The organism is Neorhizobium puerariae (assembly GCF_042429745.1).
GTDB classification, from domain to species: Bacteria; Pseudomonadota; Alphaproteobacteria; order Rhizobiales; family Rhizobiaceae; genus Neorhizobium; species Neorhizobium puerariae.
Genome location: NZ_JBHMAA010000004.1, coordinates 85,450 through 108,076 on the forward strand (window position 1 = coordinate 85,450; position 22,627 = coordinate 108,076).

General features: G+C 62.5%; 18 protein-coding genes. 15 read left to right on the forward strand and 3 right to left on the reverse strand.

Going from position 1 to position 22,627, the window contains the following annotated elements:
* The first annotated feature begins 131 nt into the window (after positions 1-131).
* The 11 genes from ACFFP0_RS02580 to ACFFP0_RS02630 all read left to right on the forward strand — a co-directional run bounded on the left by ACFFP0_RS02580 (position 132) and on the right by ACFFP0_RS02630 (position 11,954).
* Positions 132-1,382 carry a sarcosine oxidase subunit beta family protein gene (locus ACFFP0_RS02580; RefSeq protein ID WP_377255691.1) on the forward strand — a complete coding sequence of 417 codons (1,251 nt, stop codon included), beginning with the start codon at positions 132-134 and terminating at the stop codon, positions 1,380-1,382.
* 9 nt (positions 1,383-1,391) lie between these two features.
* A complete protein-coding gene (locus ACFFP0_RS02585; protein ID WP_377255694.1) occupies positions 1,392-1,673 on the forward strand; it encodes a sarcosine oxidase subunit delta in 282 nt (93 codons plus the stop codon).
* Positions 1,670-4,627, forward strand: a complete 2,958-nt coding sequence (locus ACFFP0_RS02590) for a sarcosine oxidase subunit alpha family protein (protein WP_377255697.1) — start codon at positions 1,670-1,672, stop codon at positions 4,625-4,627. The genes ACFFP0_RS02585 and ACFFP0_RS02590 overlap by 4 nt, the downstream gene beginning before the upstream one ends.
* Before the next feature lie 8 nt (positions 4,628-4,635).
* On the forward strand, positions 4,636-5,184 hold the full coding sequence (locus ACFFP0_RS02595; RefSeq protein WP_377255700.1) for a sarcosine oxidase subunit gamma family protein: 549 nt from the start codon (positions 4,636-4,638) through the stop codon (positions 5,182-5,184).
* A 356-nt stretch (positions 5,185-5,540) separates the two neighbouring features.
* Complete coding sequence (locus ACFFP0_RS02600; protein ID WP_377255703.1) at positions 5,541-6,443, forward strand: branched-chain amino acid ABC transporter permease; 903 nt, start codon at positions 5,541-5,543, stop codon at positions 6,441-6,443.
* 1 nt (position 6,444) lies between these two features.
* Positions 6,445-7,833 carry a high-affinity branched-chain amino acid ABC transporter permease LivM gene (gene livM, locus ACFFP0_RS02605; protein WP_377255706.1) on the forward strand — a complete coding sequence of 463 codons (1,389 nt, stop codon included), beginning with the start codon at positions 6,445-6,447 and terminating at the stop codon, positions 7,831-7,833.
* Positions 7,833-8,711: an ABC transporter ATP-binding protein gene (locus tag ACFFP0_RS02610; protein ID WP_377255710.1), complete on the forward strand. Its 879-nt coding sequence runs from the start codon at positions 7,833-7,835 to the stop codon at positions 8,709-8,711. The genes livM and ACFFP0_RS02610 overlap by 1 nt, the downstream gene beginning before the upstream one ends.
* Positions 8,711-9,439 (forward strand): ABC transporter ATP-binding protein, encoded by a 729-nt coding sequence (locus ACFFP0_RS02615; RefSeq protein WP_377255713.1) that lies wholly within the window; start codon positions 8,711-8,713, stop codon positions 9,437-9,439. The genes ACFFP0_RS02610 and ACFFP0_RS02615 overlap by 1 nt, the downstream gene beginning before the upstream one ends.
* Positions 9,440-9,463: 24 nt before the next feature.
* Entirely contained in the window at positions 9,464-9,817 is a 354-nt protein-coding gene (locus tag ACFFP0_RS02620) for a DUF6867 family protein (protein WP_377255716.1), read from the forward strand.
* Between the two features lie 141 nt (positions 9,818-9,958).
* Positions 9,959-11,074, forward strand: a complete 1,116-nt coding sequence (locus tag ACFFP0_RS02625; RefSeq protein ID WP_377255719.1) for a branched-chain amino acid ABC transporter substrate-binding protein — start codon at positions 9,959-9,961, stop codon at positions 11,072-11,074.
* 313 nt (positions 11,075-11,387) lie between these two features.
* The gene (locus ACFFP0_RS02630) at positions 11,388-11,954 is read left to right on the forward strand and encodes a hypothetical protein (RefSeq protein WP_377255722.1); all 567 of its coding nucleotides are present in this window, start codon (positions 11,388-11,390) and stop codon (positions 11,952-11,954) included.
* Positions 11,955-12,142: 188 nt separating this feature from the next.
* Here the strand turns inward: ACFFP0_RS02630 and ACFFP0_RS02635 are convergent, their stop codons facing one another.
* Both ACFFP0_RS02635 and ACFFP0_RS02640 read right to left on the reverse strand, forming a co-directional pair.
* Positions 12,143-13,078, reverse strand: a complete 936-nt coding sequence (locus tag ACFFP0_RS02635) for a response regulator (protein ID WP_377255725.1) — start codon at positions 13,076-13,078, stop codon at positions 12,143-12,145.
* Entirely contained in the window at positions 13,071-16,457 is a 3,387-nt protein-coding gene (locus tag ACFFP0_RS02640; protein WP_377255727.1) for a hybrid sensor histidine kinase/response regulator, read from the reverse strand. The genes ACFFP0_RS02635 and ACFFP0_RS02640 overlap by 8 nt, the downstream gene beginning before the upstream one ends.
* 318 nt (positions 16,458-16,775) lie before the next feature.
* Between ACFFP0_RS02640 and olsC the strand changes: the two genes are divergently transcribed.
* Positions 16,776-17,615 (forward strand): ornithine lipid ester-linked acyl 2-hydroxylase OlsC, encoded by an 840-nt coding sequence (gene olsC, locus ACFFP0_RS02645; protein ID WP_512699789.1) that lies wholly within the window; start codon positions 16,776-16,778, stop codon positions 17,613-17,615.
* Positions 17,616-17,706: 91 nt separating this feature from the next.
* Here the strand turns inward: olsC and ACFFP0_RS02650 are convergent, their stop codons facing one another.
* Positions 17,707-18,150: a DUF488 domain-containing protein gene (locus ACFFP0_RS02650; protein WP_377255731.1), complete on the reverse strand. Its 444-nt coding sequence runs from the start codon at positions 18,148-18,150 to the stop codon at positions 17,707-17,709.
* Positions 18,151-18,387: 237 nt separating this feature from the next.
* On the opposite strand from ACFFP0_RS02650, the gene urtA reads away from it, so the two are divergent.
* The 3 genes from urtA to urtC all read left to right on the forward strand — a co-directional run bounded on the left by urtA (position 18,388) and on the right by urtC (position 22,618).
* Entirely contained in the window at positions 18,388-19,677 is a 1,290-nt protein-coding gene (gene urtA, locus ACFFP0_RS02655; protein WP_377255734.1) for an urea ABC transporter substrate-binding protein, read from the forward strand.
* Between the two features lie 167 nt (positions 19,678-19,844).
* Positions 19,845-21,449: an urea ABC transporter permease subunit UrtB gene (gene urtB, locus ACFFP0_RS02660; RefSeq protein WP_377255737.1), complete on the forward strand. Its 1,605-nt coding sequence runs from the start codon at positions 19,845-19,847 to the stop codon at positions 21,447-21,449.
* A complete protein-coding gene (urtC, locus tag ACFFP0_RS02665) occupies positions 21,446-22,618 on the forward strand; it encodes an urea ABC transporter permease subunit UrtC (RefSeq protein WP_377255740.1) in 1,173 nt (390 codons plus the stop codon). The genes urtB and urtC overlap by 4 nt, the downstream gene beginning before the upstream one ends.
* The last annotated feature ends 9 nt before the right edge of the window (positions 22,619-22,627 follow it).

Consider the following 22,627-nt stretch of genomic DNA (forward strand, 5'->3'; position numbering starts at 1 on the left):
CGCCATGTCCGGAAAGCCGCGGTTGCGGCCCTGACCGGCCTTTCCCGCAATCAGCGTCATGAATGTCCTGATTGCGCTTGTCCTTTCTCTCGCATATGCGAATGTGTGACCGCAATGAACGGGACCGATGCATGCGCTATTCGGCATATTCCATCTTCAAGCACGCGCTTTCCGGCAACCGGCTGTGGAAACCTGCCTGGCGGGAGCCGCAGCCGAAGCCGCATTACGATGTGATCATCGTCGGCGGCGGCGGGCACGGTCTCGCGACCGCCTATTATCTTGCCAGGGAATTCGGCATCACCAATGTCGCGGTGCTGGAAAAGGGCTATATCGGCTCCGGCAATGTCGGGCGCAATACGACGATCATCCGTTCCAACTACCTGCTGGAAGGCAACAATCCTTTCTACGAGTTTTCCCTGAAGCTCTGGGAGGGGCTCGAAAAGGACTTCAACTACAATGCCATGGTGTCGCAGCGCGGCATCGTCAACCTTTTCCATTCGGACGGCCAGCGCGACGAATATGCCCGCAAGGGCAACGGCATGCGCATGCACGGCGTCGATGCGGAACTGCTCGACCGGGAGCGGGTGCGCAAGATGATGCCGTATCTCAATTTCGACCATGCGCGGTTCCCGATCCTCGGCGGGCTCTACCAGAGGCGGGCCGGGACCGTGCGGCACGACGCGGTTGCCTGGGGTTATGCGCGCGGTGCGGACCAGCGCGGCGTCGACATCATCCAGCATTGCGAGGTGACCGGCGTCCGCCGGGAGAACGGCATCGTCGTCGGCGTCGAGACGACGAAGGGGTTCATCGGCTGCAGCAAGCTGGCGCTGGCGGCCGCTGGCAATACGACGACGGTGGGGCGCATGGCCGATCTGGAACTGCCGATCGAGACGCATGTGCTGCAGGCCTTCGTCTCGGAAGGGCTCAAGCCGGTGATCGATCATGTGATCACCTACGGGGCCGGACACTTCTACATTTCGCAGTCGGACAAGGGCGGGCTGGTTTTCGGCGCCGAGATCGACTTCTATTCCTCCTATGCGCAGCGCGGCAATCTGCAGACCGTCGAGCACACGATGGAGGAGGGCGTCTCGCTCATTCCCGGCTTGTCGCGGGCAAAGGTGTTGCGGAGCTGGGGCGGCGTCATGGACATGTCGATGGACGGTTCGCCGATCATCGACCGCACGCCGGTCGACAACCTCTACCTCAATTGCGGCTGGTGTTATGGCGGCTTCAAGGCGACGCCCGCTTCCGGCTTCTGTTTCGCCCATCTGATCGCCAGGAACGAATCGCATCACGTCTCCCGTTTCATGCGTCTCGACCGGTTCGAGCGCGGCTATGCGATCGATGAAGCGGGCGGGGGTCCGCAGCCAAACCTTCACTGAGACATCCCCATGGCAAGTCTGATTCACTGTCCGCACTGCGGCGTAAGGCCGAAGGAAGAGTTTTCGATCCGGGGCGCCGCCGCGCCAAGGCGTCCGCCGCCGGCGGCGAAGGACGAGGAGTGGCACCGCTATGTCCATGTGAGGGACAATCCTAAGGGACGGTATCAGGAATACTGGCACCATGCCGCCGGTTGCCGGCGCTGGCTGGTGGTCGATCGCGACACCCTCACCCACGAGGTGTTCGGCGTGACGGATGCGGCGGAATTCGAGCGGGCGAGGGCTGCCGGATGACCGCCCATCGCCTCGGTTCTGGCGGCATGGTCAATCGCGGCCAGCCGCTCAACTTCACCTTCGACGGGCGAACCTTCAGGGGGGTCGAAGGCGACACGCTCGCCTCCGCGCTTCTCGCCAACGACCAGATGCTGATGGCCCGCAGTTTCAAGTACCATCGGCCGCGGGGGGCGGTGACGGCCGGATCGGCAGAGCCGAATGCGCTTGTGACGATCGGCGCGGGGGCGCGCGGCGAGCCGAATGTCCGTGCGACAACGGCTGAACTCTACAATGGTCTGGTTGCCACCAGCCAGAACCGCTGGCCTTCGCTGAGAACCGATCTCGCGGCGGTCAACAATCCCCTATCGCCCTTTCTTGGTGCCGGCTTCTACTACAAGACGTTCATGTGGCCGGGGTTCTTGTGGGAAAAGCTCTACGAGCCGCTGATCCGCCGCGCGGCCGGTCTCGGCAAGGTCACGATGCAGGCCGATCCGGATCGCTACGAGAAATCCTGGGCGCATAGCGACCTGCTGGTGATCGGCTCCGGCGCCGCGGGGCTGATGGCGGCGCTTGCCGCCGGTCGCGCCGGGGCACGCGTCATCCTTGCGGATGAAGGGTTCAGGCTGGGCGGCGCGCTGCTTTGCGAGAGCGCTGCGATCGGTGGCCTGCCGGCTGCGGACTTCGCAAGCGCCGTCGCCGCGGAGCTGGCCGCGCTGCCGAATGTCACCCTGATGCCGCGCACGACGGTGTTCGGCTGGTATGATGACATGGTCTTCGGCGCGGTCGAGCGGGTGCAGAAGCACGTCGCCTCGCCATCGCCGGATCTGCCGATGGAACGGCTGTGGCGCATCGTCGCGAAACGGTCGATCCTTGCCTCGGGCGCCGAGGAGCGGCCGCTGGTCTTCGGCGGCAACGACAAGCCCGGCGTGATGACGGCTGAGGCCGTGCGCGGCTATCTCAATCGTTACGGCGTTGCCGTCGGCAGCAAGGTCGCCGTCTTCACCAACGGCGGCTCGGGCTATCGCGCCGCGGCCGACCTTTCGGCCAAAGGTATCGAGGTCGCGGCCATCATCGACGCCAGGCCGCAATCGGCCGATCCGGTGCCGGATGGCGTGCGGCTGATCCGCAACGGCTCGGTGATCGCCACCAAGGGCAGGCATCGCATCGATGCGCTGATCGCCGAACGGTCCGGTTTCGAGGAGGTGGTGGCTTGCGATGCGCTCGCCATGTCGGGCGGCTGGTCGCCGGTCGTCCATCTCATGTGCCAGCGCGGCGCCAAACCCGTGTGGTCGGACGAGAAACAGGCTTTTCTTGCGCCGGATATCGGCGCGGCCTTCGTTCCGGCCGGTTCCGCTGCCGGCTTCGACAGGATTTCCGCCTGCCTGAGGGACGGCGCGGCAAAGGCGGTCGCGCTTGCGCGGGATCTCGGTTTTGCCGCCTACGAGACCGATATTCCCGACGTCGAGGGCGAATACGATCCGTCCTTTTCACCGCTCTGGTACGTGCCGGGAGGCAAGGACAAGGCTTTCGTCGATTTTCAGAACGACGTGCATGTCGGCGATCTCGGCCTTGCCCAGCGCGAGGCCTTTCGTCACATCGAACACACCAAGCGCTATACGACGGCCGGCATGGCGACGGATCAGGGCAAGCTCGGCAACGTGAATGCGGCCGGCATCGTCGCCGGCATGCGCGGCGTGTCGCCGGCCGAGATCGGCACGACCACTTTCCGGCCCTTCTACACGCCGGTTTCGTTCGGAGCGCTGGCCGGTGGTGTCCGGGCGGAACGGGCGGCGCCCGTCCGCGTCTCGCCCCTGCACAGCTGGGCGAGGAAGAACGGCGCGGCCTTCGTCGAAGCCGGCCTGTGGCATCGTTCCGCGTGGTTTCCGAGGGACGGCGAGAAGAACTGGCGCGATAGCGTCAACCGCGAAGTGCTGAACGTGCGCTCCAACGCGGGGCTCTGCGATGTCTCGACCCTCGGCAAGATCGAGATTTTCGGAGCGGGTGCCGCGGAGTTCCTCGATCGGGTCTATTCCAACAGCTTTCTGAAACTGCCGGTCGGCAAGGCACGCTACGGCCTGATGCTGCGCGAGGACGGCATCGTCTTCGACGACGGCACCGCCAGCCGGCTTTCCGGGAACCACTACGTCCTGACCACCACGACATCCCGTGCGGCAGAGGTGCTCGCCCACCTGGAATTCTCGGCACAGACCTTCTGGCCGGATCTCGACGTCCGGCTGGTCTCCTCGACCGACCAGTGGGCGCAGATGTCGCTTGCCGGGCCGAAGGCGCGGCTGATCCTCGGCCGCATCGTGCAGGACGATATTTCCGATACGGCCTTCCCGTTCCTGGCGGCCGGCGAGGTGACGCTGCAGGGCGGCCTGAAGGCCCGGCTCTTCCGCATTTCCTTCTCCGGCGAGCTTGCCTACGAGCTTGCGGTTCCGGCCGGTTACGGAGAGGCGGTCGCAGACGCGATCATGGAGGCGGGACGCGAGGACGGCATCTCGGCCTATGGCGTCGAAGCGCTCAACGTGCTGCGCATCGAGAAGGGGCACGTCACCCACAACGAGCTTGAGGGACGCACCACGGCGGATGACGTGGGCCTGAGCCGCATGATGGCGATGCAGAAGCCGGATTTCATCGGCAAGCGGCTTTCCACCCGTTTTGGCCTGACGGCCGCCGACCGGTTGCAATTGGTCGGCCTGAAGCCGGTCGAGGCGGACAAGGAGATCAAGGCGGGCGCCCATCTCCTGAAGGACCAGGCGAAGCCGTCGCTCGCCAATGACCAGGGTTTCGTCTCGTCGGCCTGCTTCTCGCCGGTACTCGGCCATTTCATTGCGCTGGCGATGCTGAAATCCGGCCGCGAGCGGTTCGGCGAGAGGATCGTGGCGTGGGATGGGCTGCGCGGCTCGGAGGTGCTGGCCGAAGTCTGCTCTCCGGTCTTCGTCGATCCCGAAAACGCGAAACTCAATCCGTGAGGCTACCGATGGCGAACAATCTTCTTCACCGGCATGTCCTTGAGGATCACATCTCCGGTTTCGAAAACGATCCGAATCCCAACCACCTGGTCGTGGTGCGGCGTCCCGTGATCTTTTCGGTTCTGGCCCATGTCGGCCACGAGGCGGCCGTGGCGGAGAGCTTGCGGAAGGCGGAGGACATCGTGCCGCGGTTCTGTGGCCCTTCCGAGTGGCTTGCCGTCTCGCAGACCGCGCGCGCGGAGACCGTTGCGAGCGTGCTGTCCGGCATGACCGGGGCTTCCTTCGCCGACCAGAGCGACGGGAAAGTGCTGCTGGTGATTTCCGGCCCGAGCGTGCGGCAAATCCTGGCGAGATGCGTGGCGGTCGACCTGCATCCGGATGTTTTCGCACAGAGGCAGTCCGCCAACATGATGTGCTGCCATGTGGCGGCGAATGTCGCCCGTACGGGACCGGATACGTTCGAGATCATCGTGCCGCGCCCGGTCGCCGGCTCGGCCTTCGACGAGCTGATGGAAATGGGCCGGGAACACGCGCTGAGCCGGAGCTTTTCCGACTGACGCCGTCAGGCGACCGACCGATAACAGGCTGGACGGCGGACGAGACCGCATCGAGGGCCTGCCGGCGGCGGCAGGCTGCCGACCGGAGGCATTTGGCAAGGAAACGGGGCGCTGCGAAAATTTCGCAAAGCCGGGCGTCTGGCTAATTTTTTGACAGGATCTGCCGGTTTTTTGGAATTTATGATCCTTGTGGAGTCAGATTGTTAAGAAGTGGCGGGATTTTGCCCATCTCGCGGCTTTTTGTCTTCACATTTCTTACGAAACCGTTATGGATTGCGCACAAGAACTCAAGATCCCGCAAGGGGCGAAATACAAGAGATGCGGCTATCCTACGGACCGCATCCAGGGGAAAATATATGGAGTATTTTATCCAGCAGCTCATCAATGGGCTGACTCTTGGGTCCATCTATGGCCTCGTGGCAATCGGCTATACGATGGTTTACGGCATCATCGGCATGATCAACTTCGCCCATGGTGACATTTTCATGCTCGGCGGCTTTGCCGCTCTCATCATCTTTCTGATCCTCACGTCCTTCTTCGCCGGCATTCCGGTGGCGCTACTCCTGCTCATCATGCTGGTCGTCGGCATGCTGATGACGGGGCTGTGGAACTGGACGATCGAGCGGGTCGCCTACCGGCCGCTGCGCGGTTCGTTCCGGCTGGCGCCGCTGATCACCGCCATCGGCATGTCGATCGTGCTGTCGAACTTTATCCAGGTGACGCAGGGGCCGCGAAACAAGCCGATTCCGCAGCTCGTTTCGGACGTCTACCATCTCGGTGCGATCACCATCTCGCTGAAGCAGATCATCATCGTCGTCGTCACGGCGGTGCTGCTCTTCGCGTTCTGGTATGTCGTCAACAAGACGCCGCTCGGGCGGGCGCAGCGCGCCACCGAGCAGGACCGCAAGATGGCCGCCCTGCTTGGCGTCGACGTCGACCGGACGATTTCCGTCACTTTCGTCATGGGGGCAGCGCTCGCCGCCGTCGCGGGCACGATGTTCCTCATGTATTACGGCGTGGCGTCGTTCAACGACGGCTTCATTCCCGGCGTGAAGGCTTTCACCGCCGCGGTCCTGGGCGGCATCGGCTCGCTGCCGGGCGCGGTCCTGGGCGGGCTGCTGATCGGCCTCATCGAGTCGCTCTGGTCGGCCTATTTCACGATCGCCTACAAGGATGTCGCGACGTTCGCGATCCTTGCTTTCGTGCTGATCTTCAAGCCGACGGGCATTCTCGGCCGGCCGGAAGTGGAGAAGGTCTGACATGGCTGCCCCATCTGAAAACACTTCTTCCGGCCTGATGATGCGGGCCGTCAAGGAGGGCATTTTCGCGGGCGCCATCGCCTTCGGCATGTTCCTTCTCTATGTCGGCATCGAGACCTATCAGGATATCGACAACCGGCTCGTCTGGCGCACGCGCTGGGGGCTGCTGGCGGTCTTCGTCGGCGTGGCCGCGCTCGGGCGCTTCCTGACCGTCGGTTTCATCAAGCCGCATGTCGACCGCCGCAAGCTTGCCAGGGCCAAGAGCGGCATCCTCGAAATCTCCGAGGAAAAGGGCTTTTTCCACAAGCACTTCCTCAAGATCGCCCTGATCGCGCTGCTGCTTTATCCGATGGTCGCCGTCTGGCTGTTCGGCACCCAGGGCTCGCTGAAATATGTCGACAACTTCGGCATCCAGATCCTCATCTACGTGATGCTCGCCTGGGGTCTCAACATCGTCGTCGGGCTGGCCGGCCTGCTCGATCTCGGTTACGTGGCCTTCTATGCGGTGGGTGCCTATTCCTATGCGCTGCTGTCGCAGCATCTCGGCCTGTCCTTCTGGCTGCTGCTGCCGCTTGCCGGCATGTTTGCCGCCCTGTGGGGCGTCATTCTCGGCTTTCCGGTGTTGCGCTTGCGGGGCGACTATCTGGCGATCGTGACGCTCGCCTTCGGGGAAATCATCCGCCTCGTCCTCATCAACTGGACGGATGTCACCAGGGGCACGTTCGGCATCTCGGGCATCCAGAAGGCCAGCATCTTCGGGCTCTGGTCCTTCGATGTCGGGGCGCCGAACAATTTCGCCAAGTCCTTCGGCCTGCCGATGTCGTCGGCCTATTACAAGATCTTCCTCTTCTACGTGATCCTGGCGCTCTGCCTCGTTACCGCCTACGTGACGATCCGGCTGCGGCGCATGCCGATCGGCCGGGCCTGGGAGGCTCTGCGAGAGGATGAGATAGCCTGCCGGTCGCTGGGCATCAACACAGTCGCGACCAAGCTCACGGCCTTTGCGACCGGTGCGATGTTCGGCGGGTTCGCAGGCTCCTTCTTCGCCACCCGCCAGGGCTTCGTCTCGCCGGAAAGCTTCGTCTTCCTGGAATCGGCGGTCATCCTCGCGATTGTCGTGCTTGGCGGCATGGGGTCGCTGACCGGTATCGCGATCGCCGCGGTGGTCATGGTCGGTGGAACCGAGCTGCTGCGCGAGATGGAATTCCTGAAGCTGATCTTCGGGCCGGACTTCACGCCGGAACTTTACCGCATGCTGCTCTTCGGGCTCGCGATGATCGTCGTGATGCTCTTCAAGCCGCGCGGTTTCGTCGGCAGCAGGGAGCCGACGGCTTTCCTGAAGCAGCGCAAGGCGGTTTCCGGCAGCTTCACCAAGGAGGGGCACGGCTGATGACCCCCCAGACGGACACGATGACTTCCACGATGACTGGCGACACCATCCTCAAGGTCGAGCACCTGTCGATGAAGTTCGGCGGCCTGATGGCCATCAACGACTTCTCCTTCGAGGCCCGGCGCGGCGAGATCACCGCGCTGATCGGCCCGAACGGCGCCGGCAAGACGACCGTCTTCAACTGCATCACGGGTTTCTACAAGCCGACCATGGGCATGATCGTGCTCAGGCAGCGGGACGGGAAGGAGCACCTTCTCGAACGGCTGAAGGATTTCGAGATCACCAAGCTCGCCAAGGTTGCCCGCACCTTCCAGAACATCCGCCTTTTTTCAGGCCTCACGGTGCTGGAAAACCTGCTGGTCGCCCAGCACAATGTGCTGATGAAGGCTTCGGGCTACACGATCCTCGGCCTGCTCGGCCTGCCGGCCTATCGCAATGCCGCCAGGGCGGCGATCGAGAAGGCGCAGTACTGGCTCGAAAAGGCGGAGCTGATCGACCGCGCCGACGATCCGGCCGGCGATCTGCCCTACGGCGCCCAGCGGCGCCTCGAGATCGCCCGGGCCATGTGCACCGGCCCCGAACTGCTCTGCCTCGACGAGCCGGCCGCCGGTCTCAACCCGCGCGAGTCCGCCGCACTCAATACACTGCTTCATTCGATCCGCGACGAAGGTGTCTCGATCCTGCTCATCGAACACGACATGTCGGTGGTCATGGAAATTTCCGACCATGTCGTGGTGCTGGAATACGGCCAGAAGATTTCCGACGGGACGCCGGACCAGGTGAAGAACGATCCGAAGGTGATCGCCGCCTATCTCGGCGTCGAGGATGACGAGGTGCATGAGGTGATTGCGGAAGAACTCGAAGGAGGGGCGCACTGATGGCCGGTGAAACCCTTCTGAAAGTGCAGGGCGTCGAGACCTATTACGGCAATATCCGCGCGCTGGCGGGTGTCGATGTGGAGGTCAGCAAAGGCGAGATCGTGAGCCTGATCGGCGCCAACGGCGCCGGAAAGTCGACGCTGATGATGACGATCTGCGGCAGCCCGCAGGCTCGTGTCGGCCATGTCGTCTTCGACGGCGAGGACATCACCCGCCTGCCGACGCATCTCATCGCCCGCAGGCGCATCGCCCAGTCGCCGGAAGGCCGGCGCATCTTTCCGCGCATGACCGTGCTGGAAAATCTGCAGATGGGCGCAAACCTCGATAATCTCAGGTATTTCAAGGAAGACGTGGAGAAGATCTTCGCGCTCTTCCCGCGCCTCAAGGAACGTCAGGGCCAGCGCGGCGGCACGCTTTCGGGCGGCGAGCAGCAGATGCTGTCGATCGGGCGCGCGCTGATGGCGCGGCCAAAGCTCCTTCTCCTCGACGAGCCGTCGCTCGGCCTTGCGCCGCTCATCGTCAAGGGCATTTTCGAGGCGATCAAGAAGCTCAACCAGGACGAGGGACTCACCGTCTTCCTCGTCGAGCAGAACGCATTCGCAGCGCTGAAACTCTCCGACCGCGCCTATGTCATGGTCAACGGCAAGGTGACGATGACTGGTTCCGGCAAGGAGCTTCTCGCCAATCCGGAAGTGCGTGCCGCCTATCTCGAGGGCGGACGGCATTGAACGGGCCGGGAAGGGAGATTTGATATGCAGGGACTTTTCTTCGAAGACGATACGGGCGTCCGCCTCGTTCTGCGCTTCTTCGTGCTGGTGATGGGGTTCTGGACCGCCTGGCGCACCGGCCGGGCCGTCGCGGAGGGCTGGAGCGGCATTCCGACGGTGGTCGTCTACACCCTGCTGCTCGGCATCGTGATGCGCTTCCTGCACTATGCGCTGTTCCAGGGACCGTTCATCAGCGGCTTCTATTACGTCGTCGACGTGGTGCTTCTGGCCGTCTTCTCGATTGCCGGATTCCGCATCCGCAGGACCCGCCAGATGGTGCAGAATTACTACTGGCTGTACGAGCCGACCTCGGCTTTTTCCTGGAAGAAGAAAGATTGACAGGCAGGCGAAACTGTCTTCAGATTGGTTTAGGTCGAGCCTCAAACCGAACCTAGAGTGGAACAATTTCCGGCCTGATCGTGGTGGGTATCGCGCCGGCTTTTCAAAACCCAACCCGCTTTAAAAACTGGGAGTAAATCAATGAAGAAGTCTCTTCTTTCCGCTGTTGCGCTGACGGCCATGGTCGCTTTCAGCGGCAGCGCATGGGCCGATATCCTCGTCGGCGTCGGTGGCCCGCTCACCGGCCCGAACGCAGCCTTCGGCGCGCAGCTCCAGAAGGGCGCCGAGCAGGCCGCTGCCGACATCAACGCCGCCGGCGGCATCAATGGCGAGAAGATCAAGATCGTTCTCGGAGATGACGTCTCCGACGCCAAGCAGGGCGTTTCGGTCGCCAACAAATTCGTCGCCGACGGCGTGAAGTTCGTTGTCGGTCACTTCAACTCCGGCGTCTCCATCCCGGCTTCGGAAGTTTACGCCGAAAACGGCATCATCCAGGTGACGCCGGCTTCCACCAACCCGACCTTCACCGAGCGCAGCCTGTGGAACACCTTCCGCACTTGCGGCCGTGACGACCAGCAGGGCGGTGTCGCAGGCAAGTACATCGCCGACAACTTCAAGACCGGCAAGGTCGCGGTCGTCCATGACAAGACCCCTTACGGTCAGGGTCTCGCCGACGAAACCAAGAAGGCGATGAACGCCGCCGGCGTCAAGGAAGTCATCTACGAAGGCATCACGCCCGGCGACAAGGACTATTCGGCTCTGATCGCCAAGATGAAGGAAGCGGGCGTCACGCTCGTCTATTTCGGCGGCCTGCACACCGAGGCCGGCCTCATCATGCGCCAGATGAAGGACCAGGGCGTCAAGGCTCCGATGATGTCGGGCGACGGTATCGTTTCGAACGAGCTTGCTTCGATTGCCGGCGACGCCGTCGACGGCACGCTGATGACGTTCGCTCCCGACCCGCGCAAGAACCCGGCCGCAAAGGAACTCGTCGAGAAGTTCCGCAAGGCCGGTTTCGAACCGGAAGCCTATACGCTCTATTCCTATGCGGCCCTGCAGATCATCGCGCAGGCCGCTGTAAAGGCGAAGTCCACGGAAGGCGAGAAGGTTGCCGAAACCATGAAGTCCTCCGGCCCGTGGAAGACCGCGATCGGCGAGATCGGCTTCGACAAGAAGGGCGACATCACCCGCCCGGACTACGTCATGTACAAGTGGGGCAAGGGCTCCGACGGCAAGTACACCTATAACGAAATGTAATTTCGTTGCGGATCGGTCCGCATCGGGAATACGCCCTGCGGGAAGCCCGGCATTGCCGGGCTTCTTCGCGTTTGGGCGGGACGTTCAGCCCGCGCCCGATCCTGGAAGCTGTTGCGAACCCTGCTTCCAACAATGTTCATGGCGGACTTGAAGCTTGAGTAAAAAGTAGTCCGGACAGGCGTCGTCGCTGTTCATCCAAGCTCTCATCCTCAGTCGGTGAGTTCACATTTGCCGGTCTTGAATATGTTTCAGGCTGCATTCTCGACTTAAAGTAGAAAACCTGCTTTAATTGCTTCGGCTATTGGGGGTGCGTATGACGGTTCATGAAAAAATAAACGCAGGTGCATCTGCATGCGCCGTATTGGTGAGCATATTCTCGGCGGTCGTTTCCTGTTCATCTCAAAAAGACGTTGAGCAGATCAAGCAATCCTATTCAGTTTGCAATACAAAAGTGGAAAGCTTAAACGAGATCATTCAAAGTCGATTTCCCGATATCGACAGTTCTCTGAAGGAAATCGCCATCATCATGTACAATCCGAGCGGCGGGCTCCCGATATTGCCGACCGATCCCGAAAAGCTGCGGACGTTATTCGGCAATCTTCAGAGCATGGGAAACGCGGTGGACCGCATCTGGCGGGAAGCCAGGCCCTATATGACGGGTGAACGCAGGACGAAATTGCAGGTTGCGTACCAGGCGAAGTTCGATTCGTTCCAGGCGATAACCGATGCCAACAATGCCGGACGGCAGAACCAGGCCCTGGGGCCGATAGCGCTTAACGCCCTGAATGCTTTCCTGCTGCAGAGTCCGCAGCTGATAACCGACGAAATCGAAGCGACACTTTCCAATGCCGCCTGCGGCGTGAACAGTCCATCGGCATAGGCGGGGTTCGCCGGGCCGCGTACAGCGACGGCGCGAGGCCGGCTTATGTCGTTCTCCGCTTCGGGTTCGTGGCGTTTGCTGCTGCAACCAGTCCGGGAACCGGTCGGCTCTTGCATGGGGCGCTCCGGCCCTCGGTCATGGCCTCGGGTATCTGCCGCTGGAAACGGTTTTCCGGGTCGTTTCGCGCTCTACGCCGACCGTTCCTCGCCGTGCAGCACATGGGCGGCCTTGACTGCCGCCGATGCCCTGTTCTCGACGCCGAGCTTCACGTAGATCTGTTCCAGATGCTTGTTCACCGTGCGGGAAGACAGGCCCAGGATATCGCCGATATCGCGATTCGACTTGCCCTTGGCGATCCACAGCAGCACCTCGGATTCGCGCACGGTCAGCGCAAAATGCTGGCGCAGGACCTCGTCGTCCGGGCGCCGGTTGCTGGCGGTGAGGCGGAAGAGATACTCGTCGGCTCCGATCGCGCCAAGAAAGGTGAACTGCAGGCTTGCCTGTCCACCTTCGGCAAGCGCGAAGGCCGCATCGCGGGCGAAGCCCGGCCTGTCGCGCTCGGTCATCCAGTCGGTGAGACGGCGGGAGACGATATCGAGGCCGTCGTCGCTGCCGGTGGCGGCATTGATCAGTCGCGTCGCCTGGGGCGTGGACCAGTGGATCGTGCCGCTGGCCTTGACCGCCAGCAGATGCCGGCCGGCGGCGTCGAGCGCCACGCGCGCGCTCTGCGCCGAGCGGGCATTGGAAAGATGGACGCGGATACGGGCGCGCAGTTCATCGATGTTGATGGGCTTCGTGAGGTAGTCGACGCCGCCGGAATCGAGCGCGTTGACCACATGTTCGGTCTCGGTCAGCCCGGTCATGAAGATGACCGGCACCTGGGTGACCGCGGCATTGGTCTTGAGCCGGCGGCAGGTCTCGAACCCGTCCATGCCGGGCATGACGGCGTCAAGCAGGATAAGGTCCGGCGTGATGCGTTCGACAATGTTGAGCGCAGCCTGCCCGGACGTGGCGATCAGCACGGAGAAGCCGGATTTTTCGAGCGCTTCGGTCAGGAAGCCGAGCGCATCCGGGCTGTCGTCGACGAGCAGGACGATATCGCGCGGAAGGGCCGTTTCAGCCATCACTCGTCCTCTCTGTTTCCAGGCGGGTCAGGAATTTCATGTAGCCGGCGAGATCGAAGGCCTGCACATAGGCGCCCAGTTCGTCCGTGAACGGCCGGTTCGCCTCGTCCTTCGCCAAGTCTGCGAGCTTTGCCTCGATGCCGCGGACGTATCCGATTTCGCCGAGCCGCAAAAGGTCCTGGACATGGTTCGTCCCCGGACTTCTGACCGACGGCTTCGGTCCCACGGGCAAAGGCAGGACCGTTTCGTTTTCATAGATCCAGACAAGGCCGAGATGGGCGGCAAGTTTGTCCGCCAGCCGGCGGATATCGACCGGTTTGGCGATTGCATCATTGTGCATCTCGTCGCCGGCATTGGCGCCGGACCCGTCGCCGATATTGGCGGACAGCATGATGACGGGGGCGGTCTGGCCGATCTCCCGCAGCTTGCCGACGAGCTGCCAGCCGCTCATGCCGGGCATGGAGATGTCGACCAGGAAGAGATCCGGCGTCATGCCTTCGATCAGGGTCAGGCAATCCGGGCCGCCGCCCGCGGTCAGCACGACGAAATCCATCGGCGAGAGAACCTCGCGCATCAGGTCGCGGTGATCCTCGTTGTCGTCCACCACCATGATGGTCCGGCGGGGACCGGTATAGGAGACGATCTTCTTTTCGGCCGCCGGCGCCGTGTTCGGCCGCTCGACGGCGGACAGCATCAGCCTTACCCTGAAGGTCGAGCCTTCGTCCTTCCTGCTCGTCACCGAAATCTCGCCGCCGAGCGTGTTGGTGAGAAGCTGGGTGATGGTGAGCCCGAGGCCCAGCCCCGGCATGGGGCGGACGCTGTCTGCCTCGCCACGCTGGAAGGGCTCGTAGATGCGGGCGAGGTCCTTTTCCGCGATGCCGCGGCCGGTATCGGAGATGGTGAAGGTCGCGACCTGGCTGCGATAGGCGACATCGAAGCGGACCCTGCCTTCATCCGTGAACTTGATGGCGTTGGACAGGATGTTGACGAGGATCTGGCGCAGGCGCTTTTCATCCGTTCGGACATACCGGGGCAGGGAACGGGCGCGCTCGTGCTCGAACGCAAGCCCTTTCGCCTGGGCCTGCAGGCCGAACATCTCGACGATCTGGTCGAGGAAATCCTGGATGTTGATCTCGTTGGAATAGACCTGCAGGCGGCCGGCCTCGATCTTGGAGATGTCGAGCAGTCCGTCGATCAGGCCGGAGAGATGGTCTGCGGAACGCTTGATGACCTTGATCGCCGACTGGCGGGGGACGGGGATGGTTTCGTCCCGTTCGAGGATCTGCGCATAACCGAGCACCGCGTTGAGGGGGGTGCGCAATTCGTGGCTGAGGCCGACGACATAACGGCTCTTGGCGCGATTGGCCGCCTCGGCCGTTTCCTTGGCCTCCTGCAGCGCGGTATCGGTCTTCCTGTGGGCGGCGATCTCCTTCAGGAGAAGCGTGTTCTGGCGGGAGGATTCCTCCTCGGCCACCACGCGGCTGTCATGCGCGAGCACATAGAACCAGGAGACGATGCCGGCGATGATCGCGAAGACGAAGAAGACGATGAAGATCGTGCCGTAGATCACCTCGGCATTGGCTGGAGCGGCTTCTCCGACCTGATAGGCGATCATGGCCAGGATGGTGCCGATGATGGAGATGGAGACGACGGCCGTCATGGCATAACGGCCGAGCCGGGTCGTCAGCCTGTTGATGACGCTCTCCGGCAGGAAGGAGCGGGCGACCGTGCCAACCTGTGTGTTCAGGCGCGCATGCGGCTTGCACATGTCGTGACAGCGGCTGTCGAGCGAGCAGCAGAGCGAGCAGATCGGCGCGGCATAAGCCGGGCACCACGCCATGTCTTCCGGCTCGAAGGGATGTTCGCAGATGGAGCAGGTGATGGACCCGAGGCTTTTCCAGCTCTCACGCGGTTTGCGGGCCAGATAGAACTTGCCGCGCGTCGCAAATGCGATGACCGGCGAGATGAGGAAGGCGATCAGGGTCACGTAGGTCGCGAGGGAGGCCATCAGCGGCCCGAAAAGGCCGAAATGGGCGGCGAGCGCCACGCCGGCGGACCCGAACATCGCGCCAAGCCCGACGGGATTGACGTCATAGAGATGGGCGCGCTTGAATTCGATGCCGGGCGGCGCGAGCCCGAGCGGCTTGTTGATGAAGAGATCGGCCGAGATGGTGCAGAGCCAGGCCATGGCGATGATCGAAAAAATGCCGAGCGTCGCCTCCAGAAGCCGGTAGATGCCAAGCTCCATCAGCAGCAGCGCGATCGCCACGTTGAAGACCAGCCAGACGACGCGGCCGGGATGGCTGTGGGTCAGGCGCGAGAAGAAATTCGACCAGGCGAGCGAGCCCGCATAGGCGTTCATCACGTTGATCTTCAACTGCGAGACGACGACGAAGGCCGCCATCAGGAGTAGGGCGGCCGTCTCGTTGGGGATCATGTAGCCGAAGGCCGCGAGATACATGTGGGCCGGGTCGGCAGCCTCGCGCACCGGCACGCCGGTCGAGAGCGTCAGTACGGCGAGGAAGGAGCCGGCCAGCAGCTTCGGCACGCCCACGATCACCCAGCCGGAGCCGGCGAGGAAGACCGCCATGCGGTGGCGCCATTTCCGCTGCCCCTCGGGCGGCAGGAAGCGCAGGAAGTCCACCTGTTCGCCGATCTGCGGCATCAGTGCGAGGATGACGGCCGAGGCGGCGCCGAATTCGACAAGGTTGAAAGGAGCGACGCCGCCAACCTGCGCGTTCGAATGGTTGACGCCGGCAAAGGCCCGCCAGAGGTCGAACTTTTCCCAGTCGAGAAAGGCGATGAAGGCGAAAGGCAGGATATTCAGCACGATCCAGAAGGGCTGCGTCACGAGCTGGAAGCGCGAGATCAGCTGCACGCCGTAGATGACGAGCGGAATGACCACCGCGGCGCTGATGAAGTAGCCGATCCAGGGCGGGATGCCGAAGGCAAGATCGAGCGCGCCGGTCATGATCGATGCTTCGATCGCGAACAGCATGAAGGTGAAGCTCGCATAGATCAGCGAGGTGATCGTGGAGCCGATATAACCGAAACTCGCGCCGCGGGTAAGCAGATCGATATCCACCCCGTGGCGAATGGCATAACGGCTGATCGGCAGGCCGATGACCAGCATGGCGATCGCGGCCGCGACGATCGCGAAGAAGGCGTTGGTCGTGCCGTAGGAAAGGGTGATCGCACCGCCGATCGCCTCCAGCGCGAGGAAGGAGATCGCGCCGATGGCCGTCTGGGAGATCCGGCTTGATGAAAACCGCCGCGCGCTCTTGGCGGTGAAACGCAGGGCATAGTCTTCCAGCGTCTGGTTGGCGACCCAACGGTTGTATTCACGCCGGACAGGAATGATGCGTTGCCGCGCTGCCATGCCTAATTTCTAGCGCCTTGCGAGGAAAGATTGCGGTTTAGGCACTTTCGGCTGTGGCGCAGCGTTTTGCAAGCAGGCTTTCGCAGGTGCGAAGTATTTGTCAGGCCATCCGCCGGCCCATTTCTTCGCCTCCGGCGTGACGGCACAGGCGGCGGGCGAGCGATTCTTCTGCCACACTCGGGCTCAATCTTGTTCCATGACGCCGCATATATGACACACATGCTTGCAAGCTGGAACTTGACGTCCCATGTCAAGTAACGTGCCAAAACGGAAAAAGGCGTGACGGCAAGCGCCTTTACCGTATCAGATCAACTTTCCATATCAGGCGCTTCGCAAGTGAAACCGTCATCTTCCAGCAAAACTGAACAGAGCTTCGGTACTACCGGTATCGCACCGATGAACCGCCCGAGCGCGACCACCCGCTTCTTCATGTCGATCGTCGCCTGGGCGGAGCGAATGAATTTCAAATATGCCAGGCTCGGCAACCCGCCGGTCTATGACAATGCCACCTTCCCGTGGGCGGCCGAGATCGAAAAGGCGGCGCCGGCCATTCGCGCCGAACTCGACCGCATCCTCGTGCGCAAGGACGAGCTGCCGACCTTCCAGGACATTTCCACCGACGTGAAGACGATCTCGACCGACAGGGGCTGGAAGACATTTTTCCTGCTTGGTTTCGGGCTGAGGTCGGAGCAGAATATCCAGGCTTGCCCCGAGACCTGGAAGGCGATGCAGAAGATTCCCGGACTCACGACCGTGATGTTCTCGATCTTCGAGCCTGGAAAACATCTGCCCGCCCATCGCGGCCCCTATAACGGGGTGCTGCGCCTGCATCTCGGCCTCGTCGTGCCGGAACCGCGCGATAAGCTGGCGATCCGCGTCAAGGACCAGATCTGCCACTGGGAAGAGGGCAAGGTGCTGATCTTCGACGATGCCTACGAGCATGAGGCCTGGAACCACACGGACAAGACGCGCGTGGTCCTCTTCGTCGACTTCGTCAAGCCGCTCAGGTTCCCGGCAAGACTTGTGAACTGGCTGCTGATGCATCTGGCGATCTTCACGCCCTTCATCAAGGAGGGGCTGGACAACCACAAGGAATGGGAAAAGAAATTCTACGCCCAGGCGGAAGCCTGGCGGAACCGGCCCGGCGCAAACGGCTGATTGGAGCCTGCGCGATCACGACGGAGGAGGGCGTCGTTCCTCCTCATGGGGGTGGTCCCCGCTCAGCCTCGTGCGGGGTTTCCGGTCGACCCTAGAGATGGCGGACGCTGAGCTTGCCGCCCCATTTCCCGTTCAGGTAATCGCAGACGAGCCGGCGGTGGCAGCGATGGGGCTTGTCCTCCGAGCAGAGCAGGCAGCTATCGTCGAATTCTTCGGCCCTGAAATGGCTCTCCACCTTGCGTTCGGCCATCAGGCCCATGAAATCGTTCTGGAAAACGTTCCAGTCACCCTTTTCCTTCTTGAACGCCGTCATGATTTCCTCGGTCGGCGCGAGCAGCGGTTCGTGCACGTAGGCGGCGCCGCAGATCGTCTTGAGGAAGAAGGCGAGGTCGTCCGATTTGGCGAAGCCCGCAAGCTGCGAGGTGTTGTGGAGCCTGACGTCGATCATCTTCCTGACCCCTGCGGCCCTGACGCGGCTGAAGAAATCCTCGGCCGTGGTTTTGGTGAAGCCGATCGTCGTGACATCGATGCTCATGTCTCTCCCCTCCATGCAATGGCGCCATCATGACGGAAGCGGGAGTTTCCCGCCACCGTCGATTTCGGCATTCCGATCGATGCCGGACATCCGCTGGACGACGTTTCCGGTCTTCCCGCTTCTCCCCCCGGAGTACGTCATTTTACGTATACGGTTTTGCGGTGCAGCGCCCGATAGTCGCCGAAGCAACGGCTAGGTCTTCGTTGCGGAACGAACGAGAAGAGGGGTTCGAATCCAATGACATTCAAGGCAAAACTCGGTGGCGCATTGCTCGCCGCGGTACTTTCGACGACGGCGCTGCATGGCGCCTTTGCGGCCGACGACACCATCAAGATCGGCGTCCTCCACTCGCTTTCGGGCACCATGGCGATTTCCGAGACGACGCTCAAGGACGTCATGCTGATGCTCGTCGAAGAGCAGAACAAGAAGGGCGGCGTGCTCGGCAAGAAGCTCGAAGCCGTCGTCGTCGATCCCGCTTCCGACTGGCCGCTTTTCGCCGAAAAGGCCCGCCAGCTCATCTCCCAGGACAAGGTCGCCGCCGTCTTCGGCTGCTGGACCTCGTCGTCCCGCAAGTCCGTCCTGCCGGTCTTCGAGGAGCTGAACTCCATCCTGTTCTATCCCGTTCAGTACGAGGGCGAGGAGTCCTCCCGCAACATCTTCTACACGGGCGCCGCCCCGAACCAGCAGGCGATCCCGGCCGTCGACTACCTGATGAACACCGAGGGCGTGAAGCGCTGGGTTCTTGCCGGTACCGACTACGTCTATCCGCAGACGACCAACAAGATCCTGAAAGCCTACCTGCTGTCGAAAGGCGTCGCCGAATCCGACATCATGATCAACTACACGCCGTTCGGCCATTCCGACTGGCAGACGATCGTCTCCGATATCAAGAAATTCGGTTCGGCCGGCAAGAAGACCGCCGTCGTCTCCACCATCAACGGCGACGCCAACGTTCCTTTCTACAAGGAGCTCGCCAACCAGGGCATCAAGGCCGAGGACATTCCGGTCGTCGCCTTCTCGGTCGGCGAAGAGGAACTCGCCGGTCTCGACACCGCTCCGCTTGTCGGGCATCTCGCCGCCTGGAACTACTTCCAGTCCGTCGATGCCGATGTCAACGCCGAGTTCATCAAGACCTGGCACGCGTTCACCAAGAACGACAAGCGCGTCACCAACGACCCGATGGAAGCTGCCTATATCGGCTTCAATGCCTGGGTGAAGGCGGTGGAAGCGGCCGGCACGACCAACACGGATGCGGTTCTCGACTCGATCATCGGCGTTTCCGTGCCGAACCTCTCGGGCGGCACGTCCACCGTCATGCCGAACCACCACATCACCAAGCCGGTTCTGATCGGCGAAATCCAGGCCGACGGCCAGTTCGACATCGTGCAGGAAACGCCTGCCGTGGTCGGCGACGAATGGTCCGATTACCTGCCGGACTCCAAGAACCTGATCTCCGATTGGCGCAAGCCGCTTTCCTGCGGCAACTTCAACGTCGCTTCCGGCAAGTGCGGCGGCAAGGGCAGCTGATGAGTTAACCCTTCTCCCCCTGGGGAGAAGATTGGTCCGAAGGACCGGATGAGGGGGAAGCACAGCCTGACGGCTTCCCCCTCATCGCTTCGCATTCGCTCGGCACTTCTCCCCGCCGGGGAGAGGAGGGAGCAAGGCACCCGGCCGCTTCCACGGGGGACAAAAGCATGCTCATCCGTTTTTTCAGTCTGATTTTCCTTCTCCTTTCACTCGTCGCACCATCCCATGCGCAGAGCGATCCCAAGCCTTTGATCGACGCGCTCTCGAAGGCCGATTTCAATGAAGCCGAAACGTTGATCGGGCAGATCGCGGCGACCGGAGACGTGCGCGTCGTGCCGGCGCTGGATGCGTTTTCGAACGGCGACCTCTATTTCCGCAAATCCGACGATCTGGTTTTCATCGCCAAGGCCGCCGGCTCCGGTTTCGAGCTGATCGATCCGCTGACCGGCATGTCCGCCGGCCAGGCGCCGAAGAACGCCGTCACCAAGATCAAGGTCAACAACAATCTGCGCCGGGTCATCCGCTCCGCCATGGGTGGCCTGACGCTCATGAGCCCGGACCGGGCTGTCCGGCTGCAGGCGGCCGACGCCGTGCTGCGCTCGCCGGGTCCCGAAAATCTGGAACTCGTGGAAGCCGCGCTTGCCAAGGAGACCGACAGCGAAGTCAAGACCCGCATGGAGGAAGCGCGCGCCGTTTCCGTGCTTTCCTCCAATCGTTCGATCGACGAGAAGCGCGTGGCCATCGAGACGATCAGGAACCTCGGGGGGCGCAATGCGCTCGGCATTCTGAATTCGGTATCCGGTTCGATCGATGCCGGTCTGAAGGGCGATCTCGCCGCCGCGATCGATGCCATCGAAGGTGAGCAGAAGCTCTGGGACATGGTGCAGAACGTCTGGTACGGCCTGTCGCTCGGTTCGGTGCTGCTGCTTGCCGCGATCGGGCTTGCCATCACCTTCGGCGTGATGGGCATCATCAACATGGCGCATGGCGAGATGGTCATGCTCGGCGCCTATTCCACCTTCATCGTGCAGGAGGCGATCCGTTCCAATGCGCCGGGCCTGTTCGACTGGTCGCTGGCGATCGCGCTGCCGGTGGCCTTCCTGATCACCGGCGCCGTCGGTTTCGTCATCGAGCGCGGCGTCATCCGCTTTCTCTACGGACGGCCGCTTGAAACCCTGCTGGCCACCTGGGGTGTCTCGCTCATCCTGCAGCAGGCGATCCGCTCGATCTTCGGGCCCACCAACCAGGAGGTCGGCAATCCGTCCTGGATGTCCGGTTCGTTCGCGCTCGGCGGCATGACGATCACCTGGAACCGCCTGTGGATCGTGCTCTTTTCCATGTCGATCTTCATGGCGCTGCTGGTGGTCATGAAGAAGTCTGCCTACGGGCTCAATATGCGCGCCGTCACGCAGAACCGCCGCATGGCCTCCTCCATGGGCATCAGGACGCCATGGGTCGACGCGCTCACCTTTGCGCTTGGGTCAGGCATCGCGGGCATTGCCGGCGTGGCGCTGTCACAGATCGACAACGTCTCGCCCAATCTCGGCCAGAGCTACATCATCGACAGCTTCATGGTCGTGGTGTTCGGCGGCGTCGGCAATCTATGGGGCACGCTGGTGGGCGCTCTCTCGCTCGGCGTCCTCAACAAGTTCCTCGAACCGTCGGTCGGCGCCGTGCTCGGCAAGATCCTGGTTCTGGTTCTCATCATCCTCTTCATCCAGAAACGTCCGCGCGGCCTCTTTGCGCTCAAGGGAAGGGCGGTGGAAGCATGATCACGGGTTTCATCCTGCGGGCACTCGAAGGGAAGATCGTCATTGCCGCCGCGATCCTGGCCGGCATCGCGATCCTCGTGCCGGCGCTCAACCTCATGACCTCGCCGGACAGCGCGCTGCATGTCCCCACCTACGCCATGGCCTTGATGGGCAAGTATCTCTGCTATGCGCTGCTTGCCCTGGCGCTCGATCTCGTCTGGGGCTATTGCGGCATCCTCTCGCTCGGCCACGGCGCCTTCTTCGCGCTCGGCGGGTATGCGATGGGCATGTACCTGATGCGCCAGATCGGCAGCCGCGGCGTCTACGGCAATCCGGTCCTGCCGGATTTCATGGTCTTCCTGAACTGGAAGGAACTGCCGTGGTTCTGGTACGGTTTCGACTGGTTCGCCTTCGCCATGGTCATGGTGTTGATCGTGCCGGGCCTGCTCGCCTTCGTCTTCGGCTGGTTCGCCTTCCGCTCGCGCGTCAACGGCGTCTACCTTTCGATCATCACCCAGGCGATGACCTATGCGCTGATGCTCGCCTTCTTCCGCAACGACATGGGTTTCGGCGGCAATAACGGCCTCACCGACTTCAAGGATATCATCGGTTTCCCGGTGGCCGCGGATGGCACGCGCGCGGTGCTCTTCGCCATGTCGGCTATCATGCTGGCGCTCTGCCTCGTCATCGCGTCCGCCATCACGCGCTCGAAGTTCGGCAAAGTCCTTGTCGGCGTGCGGGATGCGGAAAGCCGGGTGCGCTTCCTCGGCTTTCGCGTCGAGAATATTAAGCTCTTCACCTTCGTCGTCTCGGCGATGATGGCGGGCATCGCCGGTGCGCTCTTCGTGCCGCAGGTCGTCATCATCAATCCGGGTGAATTCGCTCCGGCCAATTCGATCGAAGTCGTCGTGTGGACGGCGGTCGGCGGACGCGGCACGCTGATCGGCCCGATCATCGGGGCGGTGCTGGTCAATGCAGGGAAAAGCTTCTTCACCGGCGCCTTCCCGGAATTCTGGCTCTATGCGCTGGGCGGCCTCTTCATCGCCGTGACCCTCTTCCTCCCGAAGGGCATCGTCGGGACCATCCAGTACGGCTTCAAGGCCCGGAAGGCGCTGAAGGCCGCGGCGGAGGCCGAGAAGGGAAGAGGCGACGAGACAACGGTCGCGCAGGCCGTCCAGGCTGCCGAGTAAGGAGGCGAG